The following is a 9,336-nucleotide window of genomic DNA, read 5'->3' on the forward strand; positions in this document are numbered from 1 at the left end:
GCCTGATAGTTTCGCCCGCCGTCCCAGCCGGTAGTCCGCTCGGGGGCGGCCGTCTCGGGCTGTTGTTCCGCGGGGATCGACATAGTTAACCTCGTGCGACGCGCGCCCGGAGGGGATTCGGGCTGGGGCTAGATATAGCATTAGAGCGCAAGGGAGACGCTAGATGAAGACGAAATATCTCCATACCATGCTGCGGGTGAAGGATCTGGACACGTCGATGGCCTTCTACAGCCTGCTCGGCCTGAGCGAGATCCGCCGGGTCGAGAACGACAGGGGGCGCTTCACGCTGGTCTTCATGGCGCCGCCGGGGCAGCCGGAGGCGCCGGTGGAGCTGACCTGGAACTGGGACGGGGACGAGGGGCTGCCGTCGGACAGCCGGCACTTCGGGCATCTCGCCTACGAGGTCGATGACATCTATGCGATGTGCCAGCGGCTGCGCGATGCGGGCGTGACGATCAACCGGCCGCCGCGGGACGGGCACATGGCCTTCGTGCGCAGCCCGGACAACGTGTCGATCGAGCTGCTGCAGGCGGGGGCGCCGAAGCCGCCGGCGGAGCCGTGGAAGAGCATGGAGAACAGCGGGCACTGGTGAGGCGGATGCGGCGCCTCGGGGCGGCGGCGGTCGGGCTGGCGCTGGCCGCGGCGGGGCCGGCGACAGGGTTGGCGGCGGGGCAGTGCCGGCTGGCGCTGTCGCTCGGGCTCGACGTCTCCTCCTCGGTCGATGCGCGCGAGTACCGGCTGCAGACGGCGGGGCTGGCGGCGGCGCTGGTGGCGCCGGAGGTGGTGGCGGCCTTCCTGGCCGTGCCGGGGCAGCCGGTGATGCTGCAGATCTTCGAATGGTCGGGCTGGCAGCAGCAGATGGTGCGGCAGGACTGGGTGACGATCGCCGGCGAGGGGGACCTCGTCGAGGTGGCGGCGCGGATCGCCGCGCAGCAGCGGAGCTTCGACCAGCTGCCGACCGCGCTCGGCTTCGCGCTCGCCTTCGGCGGGCGGGCGCTGGCGGAGCGGGGGGACTGCGCGCGGCGGACGCTCGACGTCTCCGGGGACGGGACCAACAACGACGGGATCTCGCCGGAGATGGCGCGGCGCGACCCGATGCTCGCGGGGGTGACGGTCAACGGGCTGGTGGTCGGGGCGACGGCGGCGACGCTCGCGCGCTACTACCAGCGCTTCGTGATCCAGGGGCCGGGGGCCTTCGTCGAGTCGGCCGACCGCTACGAGGACTTCGAGCGGGCGATGCGGCGCAAGCTCCAGCGCGAGCTCGGGGTCTTCGAGGTGAGCGGCGGGGAGTAGCCGCTCAGTGCTTGCGGAACTTGTCGAGGCTCACCACCTCGGCGGCGCCGGAGGCGGGGGCGAGCGGCGCGGCGGGTTCGGGGGCGGGCGCGTCGGGCGCCTTGCGGGCCTCGGCCTCCTCGGCGACCTCCTCGAACTTGAAGCCGATCTCGACGCTCGGGTCGACGAAGGTCTTCACCGCGTCGAAGGGGACGACGACCGACTCGGGGACGTTGCCGAAGCTGAGCGTGACCGAGAAGCGGTCCTTCATTACCGCGAGATCCTCGAACCACTCCTGCAGGACGATGGTCATCTCCTCGGGGTAGCGGGCGCGGAGGTGGCCGGGCATGTCGACGCCGGGGTGGGTGGTGTCGAAGGTGATGAAGAAATGGTGCTGGCCGGGGAGTCCCTCGCGCGCCACCTGCGCCAGAACGTCGACCATCACCTGGCGGAACGCCTTGTGCATGAGCTGGCGGTAGTTGATCCCCTTGGCCATCCGGTCCGTGCTTCGTGCGAGACGGTGCGACCTTAGCCGATTCTCCCGCCGAGGGAAGAGCGTTCGGGCGAATCGCACGCCGAAGGCGATCGCGCCGCCGGCAGGGGCGCGGGACGGCCGGGCGGGCCGGTCGGGGCAGCCTATGTCGCGCGACTCGGCGTCTGCGGATCGGCGTGGCGGGTGTCTGTCGTACTCCTGGTTGATTCCGGGGCTCCGAAGCGATGGGCGGGCAAGCCGCGGACGCCGGGCCTGATCGCGAAGAGGCCTCCCTCCTGCGGCCGGGCGTCGAGATGTGCCTGCGTCATGGTGAACCTGGCCGAGGTGACGTAGAGCGTGGCGAGGTCGGCGCCGCCGAAGGCGCAGCTCGTCGGCCAGCTGCAGTCGAGCTCGGCGACCTGAAGCAGGTCACCCTCGGGCGTGATGCGGGCCAGGCAGCCGCCGCCGGCGACGCGCGCGTTCCAGATCATCCCTTCGGCATCGAGGCAGGAGCCGTCCGGCAGGCCGCGCGGGAAGCCATCGAGCAGGATCTTGCGGTCGCTCGAAAGGCCGGTCGCGGGATCCCAGCGGTAGAGGTACAGCTGGTTGAGGGACGTGTCGGCGGTCACGAACCGGTCCGCGCCTGGCCAGACGAAGGTGTTGGTCAGGCCGAAACGGTGCTCGGTCATCGGCGCGAGCCGGCCGTCGGCGGTGTAGCGGTAGATTCGGCCGCTTTGCCCGGTGATTTCGCGGGGCGTGTCGTCTTCGGCGATGTTGTTCTGCATGGTGCCGACCCAGAAGGCGCCGTCCGGACCTACGACGCCCTCGTTGAGACGATTGTCCGGCAGATCGGGCTCCACCTCACAGACGGTGCGGAAATCGTCCCCCCAGTCCCAGAGCGCGATGGTTCGTTCCAGCCCGACGATTGCGCCGCCGTCGGCGCGGAGTCCGATCGAGGTGACGCGACCGGGGGTTGGCCATTGCCGATGCTCCCCGGTCTCGGGATCGAGCGCGTGGATCCGGCGACCGATGATGTCGACCCAGACCAGCCGGCCGCGGCGGTCGTCCCATTGGAGGCTTTCTCCAACGACGCAATCCGCGGCGAGGATCAGCGCGCATTCCATCGACGTCTCCCGGAAGAAAGGTGTTGACAGCATCCTAAGGGGAAACGTATCAGCAGATCAACAAGAACCTGTCATACAGGATGATCGGAATCGGCTTGGAGGTGGCCGTGGAAATGGTTGGAGACCTCGTCGGCACAACCATAGGTGCGATCACGCGTCTGATCCGCGAGCAGGATCTCATGCCCGGCGATCGCCTTCCCTCGGAGGCGGTTCTCGCCAAGGAGCTGCAGGTGTCGCGCACTGTCGTGCGCGAGGCCTTCCGTTCCCTCGCGGCGATGCGGATCATCGAGCTCGCGACCGGCAAGAGGGCGACCATCTCGCCGATCGATCACGGCGCCATGTCGCTGATCATCGAGCATGGCGTCCACACCGATCAGATCAACGTGCAGCAGATCTATGATGTGCGTCGCACGATCGAGACGCGAATCGTCGCCCTGGCGGCACTACGCCGAACCGACGAGGAGGCCGAGGAGATCCTGGCGCTGGCCGGGGCGATGCGCGCCGCAATGGCCGACCCCGCGCAGCTGATGGAAAACGACCTGGCGTTTCACGCCGCCCTGGCAAGGGCGTCGAGGAACCCGGTCTTCGCGCTCATCGTCGGGGCCTTTCAGGGGATCACCACCCAGACCTGGCCGATCGGCTGGCGGAGCCGCACGACCGCCGAGGCACGCGAGCTGATGATCGCCACCCATGAGCGCATCGCGGAAGCCGTGGCGGCCGGCGATCCGGAGCAGGCATCCGGGGCCATGTCCATGCACTTCGACGACAGCGTCCTGGCGCTCATTTCGGCCGGACTGTCCTGAGGACGAGATGAAGATCACGGCACTCGAGACCATTCGCATCGCGGAACGGCCCAACCTGCTCTGGATCGAGGTCGAGACCGACGAGGGCATCACCGGGCTCGGCGAGACCTTCTTCGGGGCCGAGACCGCCGAGGCGCATGTGCACGAATACATCGCCCCGCGCGTCATCGGGCGCGATCCGCTGGAGATCGACCGCCTGTCCCAGGATCTGGTCGGCTACCTCGGGTTCCGATCGTCCGGCGCGGAGGTGCGGGGCAATTCCGCCTTCGACATCGCGCTGTGGGACATCTTCGGGAAGGCGGCGAACCAGCCGGTCGCGCAATTGCTCGGCGGCTTCAGCAGGCCCTCGATACGCACCTACAATACCTGCGCGGGTGCGGACTACATCAAGAAGGCCACCGGACAGACGACCGCCAACTATGCGCTCGCCGGTGGCGCGCGCGACTACGACGACCTGAACGCCTTCCTGAACCGGGCGGACGAGCTGGCTCAGTCGCTTCTCGACGAGGGAATCACGGCCATGAAGATCTGGCCGTTCGACGTCGCCGCCGAGAAGACCCGCGGCCAGTACATCTCGGCGGACGACTTGAAGCGGGCGCTGGAACCGTTCGACAGGATCCGCACCGCCGTCGGCGCCCGGATGGACATCATGGTGGAGTTCCACTCGATGTGGCAGCTCCTGCCGGCGATGCAGATCGCCCGCGCGCTGGCGCCCTACGGGACCTTCTGGCACGAGGACCCGATCAAGATGGACAGCCTCGGCAGCCTGCGCCGCTATGCCGAGGCGTCGCTTGCCCCCGTCTGTGCCTCGGAGACGCTGGGGTCGCGCTGGGCGTTCCGCGACCTGCTGGAAACCGGCGCCGCCGGCGTGGTGATGCTGGACATCTCGTGGTGCGGCGGCCTGTCCGAGGCGCGCAAGATCGCGGCCATGGCCGAGGCCTGGCACCTGCCCGTCGCCCCGCACGATTGCACCGGCCCCGTGGTGCTCGCGGCATCGACCCACCTCTCGCTGAACGCGCCCAATGCGCTGGTCCAGGAAAGCGTGCGGGCCTTCTACCGAACCTGGTACCGCGACCTGGTGACCCAATTGCCGGAAGTCGCGAACGGGATGATCACCGTTCCGCCCGGGCCCGGACTGGGCCTGGAGCTTCTGCCCGACCTGGCGCGCGGCTGGACCGTCGCGAGACGCCGCTCCGACGCCGCCGGGACATGACTGCGCTACTCACAACAGGAGGAACCGGAATGATGAAACGAACAAGGATAGCACTTGCGGCCGCCGTCCTGGCCAGCGTGTCGACGGCGGCGCTGGCCGACGGCATGAACCTCGTCTTCGCCGTGCATTCGTCGGCTTCGAACACGTTCTGGCAGGCCGTCAAGAAGGGCTACGAGGATGCCTGCGGCAAGGTCGGAGCGAACTGCCACATGCTGTTCACCCAGACCGAGGGCTCCGTTCAGGAGCAGGTTGCCAACATCGAGGCGGCGCTGGCCTCCGGGCCGGACGCGCTCTTCACCTCGATCGTCGACAACACGGCGCTGGACGACGTCGTGAAGCGGGCCCGGGACATGGGCGTCACGGTGATCGGCGTCAACGTCGACGACACCGAGGGGGCGGCGGGCAACGCACGGCAGGCCTTCATCGGGCAGGGGTTCCTGGCCGCCGGCTATTCGCTCGCCAGGGCCCAGTCGGCGAACTTTCCCGCCGAGGGGCCGATCAAGGTCCTGGTCGGCATTTCGGCGCCCGGGCAGAACTGGTCCGAGCAGCGCGGCCAGGGCGTGATCAACTTCCTCGAGGAGTACAAGGCGTCCTCGGGGCGTGACATCTCGTGGGAGAAGATCGACTCCGGCACGGACCTGGCGACGACGGCCGACCGGGTCGGCGCCTATCTGGCGGCGCATCCCGATACCACGGCCTATTTCGACACCGGCTTCTGGCATGCGGCCGTCGCCGGCACGCTGAAGGATCGTGGCGTGGAGCCGGGCAAGGTGCTGCTCGGGGGCTTCGACCTCGTTCCGCAGGTCGTCGAGCAGCTGAAGGCGGGCTACGTCCAGGTCGAGGTCGACCAGCAGCCCTACATGCAGGGGTTCATGCCGGTGATGATGGCCTATCTCGGCGAGGTTGCGGGGCTGAGCCCGGCCAACGTCGATACCGGCCAGGGCATCGTCACGGCGGCGGATGCCGACGCGATCATGGCGCTCTCCGAGCAGGGCCTGCGCTGAGCCGAAACGGTGCGCGGAGATCCTCCCCTCCGCGCACCATCGACACGAGGAATGTGCATGATGCGTAGGGCCCTGAAGGCGGCCTTGCAGAAGCCCGAGCTGGCGGCCGGGCTTCTGCTGCTGATGATGATCGTCATCTTCCAGATCCGCTCGGACGGCGCGTTCCTCTCACAGGCCAACCTGCGGGGCGTCGCGGGATTCCTGCCGGAGATGGCGCTGGTCGCGGTCGGCGTGACGCTGCTGATGATCTGCGGCGAGTTCGACCTCTCGGTCGGTTCGGTCTTCGCCTTCGCGCCGATGACCATGGCGGTGCTGATGACCTTCGGCTGGAGTTTCTGGCCCGCCTTCGCGGCCGGCCTGGTCGCCTGTGCCTTCCTCGGGCTGCTGAACGGCTGGATCACCATCCGGTTCGCCATCCCCTCGTTCATCACCACGCTCGGAATGCTGTTCATGGCCCGGTCCCTGACCGTGGTGATCTCCGGCGGCTTCCCGCCGCGCCTGAAGGTCGACGCCATCCCCTCGGAGCTGTTCGTCGGCTTCTTCGGCCCCGGCCAGATCTTCCGCGCGTCGTTCCTGTGGTTCCTGGCCATCGCGGTGCTGATCGGGCTGCTGCTCGGCCGGACGAACTTCGGCAACTGGGTCCGCGCCACGGGCGGCTTCCTGCCCGCGGCGCAGGCGCTGGGGATCCCGACCGCCCGGGTGAAGATCGCCTGCTTCATGATCTGCTCGGTGCTCGCCGGATTCGCCGGCATCATCCAGGTCCTTCGCCTCGGCTCGCCGCTGCCCTCGCTGGGCGAGGGGCTCGAGCTGCAGGCCGTCGCGGCGGCGGTGATCGGCGGCGCGTCGCTGCAGGGCGGGATCGGCTCGATCCTCGGCGGGGTCATCGGCGCGCTGCTGATCCGCACCATCGACAACGGCATGGTTCTGAGCCAGGTCGACAGCAACTGGTTCAAGTTCGCCGTGGGCGCGCTGACGATCTTCGCCGTGGTCGGAAACGCCTGGCTGCGCAAGCGCGGCCGCGCGATGAAGGTGGAGGCCTGAGCCATGGCGGGCGAGCAGCCGATCATTTCCGTGCGCGGCCTGCACAAGTGGTATTCCGGGGTTCATGCCCTCAAGGGCATCGACCTCGACTTCCGCCGCGACGAGGCCGTCGGCCTCGTGGGCGACAACGGCGCGGGGAAGTCGACGCTCATCTCCATCCTCTCCGGGCTGGTCCGGCCGGACGAGGGCCAGGTGATCGTCGAAGGCGAGGTCGTGAACATGCGCGGCCCGCGCGATGCGATGAACCTCGGCATCGAGACGATCTACCAGTACAACTCGATGGTCCCGAACATGAGCATCGCGCGCAACCTGTTCATCGGGCGCGAGCCGCTGAAGTGGTCGCTGGGCGGGATCGGCTGGCTGGACCAGAGCCGCATGAGCGCCGAGAGCGTCGAGGCCATCGCCAATGTCGACCTGCACCTGCGCTCGCCCGAGGCGCTGGTCGGCGAATTGTCGGGCGGCCAGCGCCAGGGGGTCGCCATCGCGCGCGCCATGCACTTCAAATCCAAGGTCATGATCCTCGACGAGCCGACCAATCACCTGTCCGTCAAGGAGACCAACAAGGTCATCGGCTTCGTCCGCGGCCTGAGCGCGCAGAACATCACCGGCATCTTCATCAGCCACAACATGCACCACGTCTTCGCCTGCTGCGACCGGGTCGTGGCGATGGCGCTGGGGAAGGTGGTCCTGGACAAGCCGGTGGCCGAGACGTCGATCGATGAGGTGCAGGATGTCCTCTGAGCGCGGACTTGCCGGCCGGAAGGTGCTGATCACCGGCGCCCTGGGCACGATCGGGCGCAGCATGGCCGGGTCCTTCCGCCAGGCGGGCAGCGAGGTCACGATCCTCGACCGTCCCGGCGGCGTGGCCCCGGACGGCTTCGACTGGATCGGGGTCGATCTGAACGACCTCGCCGCGGCGGTGGCGGCGGTCGAGGCCCGCGCCCCGTTCGACGTGCTGGTGAACAACGCCGCGCTGATCATCAACAAGCCGAACGAGGAATTCTCGCTCGAGGAGTACGAGGATCAGGTGCGGGTGAATTCCTCGGCCGCCTTCGCCCTGTCGCGGGTCTGCGCGGTCGGGATGAAGCAGGCCGGCTGGGGGCGGATCGTCAACCTGACCTCGATCACGCTGAACGGGCAATGGGACGGCTACGTCCCCTATGTGGCGTCGAAGGGCGCCATGCTGGGACTGACCAAGGGCCTGGCCCGGGAACTCGGCCGCCACGGGATCACGGTGAACGCCGTTTCGCCGGGCGCTGTCGTGTCCGAGGCGGAGAACCGCGTGTTCGCCGACCGCCTGGAGGAATACAACGCCTGGGTGCTGGACCGGCAATGCCTGAAGCGTCGGCTGCGTCCGGAGGATGTCGCCGACCTGACGCTGTTCCTCTGCTCGGAGGCAGCGGCGATGATCTCGGGTCAGAACATCGCCGTCGACGGAGGCTGGTGATGATCCGCCTCCTGGCGGGCGATGCGCAAGCCGGGATTCTGCCGGACATGGGCGCGGGCCTGACCGGCCTGAGCGTGGATGGCCGCCCGGTGCTGCGCCCCTGGTCCGGCCGGTCGGCGGATGGCCCCTTCGCCCTCGCGATGAACCTGCTTCTGCCGTTTTCCAACCGGATCGACCGCGGCTTCGACTTCGCGGGCCAGCACCACGATCTGGCGCCGAACCTGCCGGGAGAGCCCTTCCCGATCCATGGCGACGCCTTCCAGCGGCCCTGGCGGGTGGTTCGATCCAGTGGCGCGGCCGCGACGCTCGCGCTCGACGGCGGCGCCTTCGGCCCCTGGCGCTATTCGGCGGAGGTCCGCTTCGTGCTGACCGGGCAGTCGCTGTCGGCCGAGCTCGCCCTGACCAACCGCGGGGGGGCGACCTTGCCCTTCGGCCTCGGCTTCCATCCCTGGTTCCCGCGCCTGCCCGGCACGCTCCTGCGCTTCGATGCCACGGCGGTCTGGGAGGAGGATGGACGCCATCTGCGCCGGTCCGACCGACCGGAGCCTCTTCCCGAGGCGCTGAGCTTCGCGCGTCCGGCCGCCCTGCCGGCGGGGTGGATAAACGCCGGCTTCGCCGGCTGGGATGGCCGCGCCGACATCATCCAACCCGCACCGGCGCAGGGTTGCCGGATCACGGCGCGCGATCTCGACACGCTGCTGGTCTATTCGCCCGATGCGGCCGCCGACTTCTTCTGCGCCGAGCCGGTCTCGCACCCGGTCGATGCGCACAATCTGGCCGGTATGCCGGGCCTGCGGCCGTTGCGCCCCGGCGAGGCCATGAGCGCGGCGCTGCGCATCGAATGGGGCCGGCCGGACGACTGAGATGATCCGTGGTATCCGGGTCTGGTCCGAGCATCACCGATGCCCCCGGCCGTGCGCCCCGCACGGCCTGCGCCTGCCAGCCCCCCGGGCAGGCGCA

At 68.9% G+C, this 9,336-nt stretch carries 11 protein-coding genes; 9 read left to right on the forward strand and 2 right to left on the reverse strand.

The annotated features are described in order from the left end of the window. Positions 1–163: 163 nt before the first annotated feature. Complete coding sequence (locus Q0112_RS06340; RefSeq protein ID WP_297972866.1) at positions 164–592, forward strand: VOC family protein; 429 nt, start codon at positions 164–166, stop codon at positions 590–592. Positions 593–597: 5 nt separating this feature from the next. Beyond that, positions 598–1,293, forward strand: a complete 696-nt coding sequence (locus Q0112_RS06345) for a DUF1194 domain-containing protein (protein ID WP_297972869.1) — start codon at positions 598–600, stop codon at positions 1,291–1,293. 4 nt (positions 1,294–1,297) lie between these two features. Here Q0112_RS06345 and Q0112_RS06350 read toward each other — a convergent pair whose 3' ends face one another. Further along, the gene (locus Q0112_RS06350) at positions 1,298–1,768 is read right to left on the reverse strand and encodes an SspB family protein (RefSeq protein ID WP_297972872.1); all 471 of its coding nucleotides are present in this window, start codon (positions 1,766–1,768) and stop codon (positions 1,298–1,300) included. A gap of 140 nt (positions 1,769–1,908) precedes the next feature. Beyond that, positions 1,909–2,868, reverse strand: a complete 960-nt coding sequence (locus Q0112_RS06355; RefSeq protein ID WP_297972874.1) for an SMP-30/gluconolactonase/LRE family protein — start codon at positions 2,866–2,868, stop codon at positions 1,909–1,911. An 80-nt stretch (positions 2,869–2,948) separates the two neighbouring features. On the opposite strand from Q0112_RS06355, the gene Q0112_RS06360 reads away from it, so the two are divergent. From Q0112_RS06360 to Q0112_RS06390, 7 genes are read left to right on the forward strand one after another with little or no spacing between them, the layout of a single operon-like run. Continuing rightward, on the forward strand, positions 2,949–3,671 hold the full coding sequence (locus Q0112_RS06360) for a FadR/GntR family transcriptional regulator (protein WP_297972876.1): 723 nt from the start codon (positions 2,949–2,951) through the stop codon (positions 3,669–3,671). 7 nt (positions 3,672–3,678) lie between these two features. Beyond that, positions 3,679–4,884, forward strand: a complete 1,206-nt coding sequence (locus Q0112_RS06365; protein WP_297972879.1) for a mandelate racemase/muconate lactonizing enzyme family protein — start codon at positions 3,679–3,681, stop codon at positions 4,882–4,884. 29 nt (positions 4,885–4,913) lie between these two features. Next, positions 4,914–5,888 carry a sugar ABC transporter substrate-binding protein gene (locus Q0112_RS06370; protein ID WP_297972882.1) on the forward strand — a complete coding sequence of 325 codons (975 nt, stop codon included), beginning with the start codon at positions 4,914–4,916 and terminating at the stop codon, positions 5,886–5,888. Positions 5,889–5,945: 57 nt separating this feature from the next. Next, the gene (locus tag Q0112_RS06375; RefSeq protein WP_297972885.1) at positions 5,946–6,929 is read left to right on the forward strand and encodes an ABC transporter permease; all 984 of its coding nucleotides are present in this window, start codon (positions 5,946–5,948) and stop codon (positions 6,927–6,929) included. A gap of 3 nt (positions 6,930–6,932) precedes the next feature. Then, positions 6,933–7,670: an ATP-binding cassette domain-containing protein gene (locus tag Q0112_RS06380; protein WP_297972888.1), complete on the forward strand. Its 738-nt coding sequence runs from the start codon at positions 6,933–6,935 to the stop codon at positions 7,668–7,670. 22 nt (positions 7,671–7,692) lie between these two features. Next, positions 7,693–8,376, forward strand: a complete 684-nt coding sequence (locus Q0112_RS06385) for an SDR family oxidoreductase (RefSeq protein WP_297972890.1) — start codon at positions 7,693–7,695, stop codon at positions 8,374–8,376. Further along, positions 8,376–9,239 carry an aldose 1-epimerase gene (locus tag Q0112_RS06390; protein ID WP_297972892.1) on the forward strand — a complete coding sequence of 288 codons (864 nt, stop codon included), beginning with the start codon at positions 8,376–8,378 and terminating at the stop codon, positions 9,237–9,239. The genes Q0112_RS06385 and Q0112_RS06390 overlap by 1 nt, the downstream gene beginning before the upstream one ends. Positions 9,240–9,336 lie beyond the last annotated feature (97 nt).

This window comes from uncultured Amaricoccus sp., assembly GCF_937858865.1.
Lineage (GTDB): Bacteria > Pseudomonadota > Alphaproteobacteria > Rhodobacterales > Rhodobacteraceae > Amaricoccus.

Excerpts from the sequence above, each read along its gene's own strand:
- Q0112_RS06380 (WP_297972888.1), top strand. The coding sequence starts at position 6,933 with ATGGCGGGCGAGCAGCCGATCATTTCCGTGCGCGGCCTGCACAAGTGG.
- Q0112_RS06375 (WP_297972885.1), top strand. The coding sequence starts at position 5,946 with ATGATGCGTAGGGCCCTGAAGGCGGCCTTGCAGAAGCCCGAGCTGGCG.
- Q0112_RS06345 (WP_297972869.1), top strand. The coding sequence starts at position 598 with ATGCGGCGCCTCGGGGCGGCGGCGGTCGGGCTGGCGCTGGCCGCGGCG.
- Q0112_RS06390 (WP_297972892.1), top strand. The coding sequence starts at position 8,376 with ATGATCCGCCTCCTGGCGGGCGATGCGCAAGCCGGGATTCTGCCGGAC.
- Q0112_RS06365 (WP_297972879.1), top strand. The coding sequence starts at position 3,679 with ATGAAGATCACGGCACTCGAGACCATTCGCATCGCGGAACGGCCCAAC.
- Q0112_RS06340 (WP_297972866.1), top strand. The coding sequence starts at position 164 with ATGAAGACGAAATATCTCCATACCATGCTGCGGGTGAAGGATCTGGAC.
- Q0112_RS06370 (WP_297972882.1), top strand. The coding sequence starts at position 4,914 with ATGATGAAACGAACAAGGATAGCACTTGCGGCCGCCGTCCTGGCCAGC.
- Q0112_RS06360 (WP_297972876.1), top strand. The coding sequence starts at position 2,949 with ATGATCGGAATCGGCTTGGAGGTGGCCGTGGAAATGGTTGGAGACCTC.
- Q0112_RS06355 (WP_297972874.1), bottom strand. The coding sequence starts at position 2,868 with ATGGAATGCGCGCTGATCCTCGCCGCGGATTGCGTCGTTGGAGAAAGC.
- Q0112_RS06350 (WP_297972872.1), bottom strand. The coding sequence starts at position 1,768 with ATGGCCAAGGGGATCAACTACCGCCAGCTCATGCACAAGGCGTTCCGC.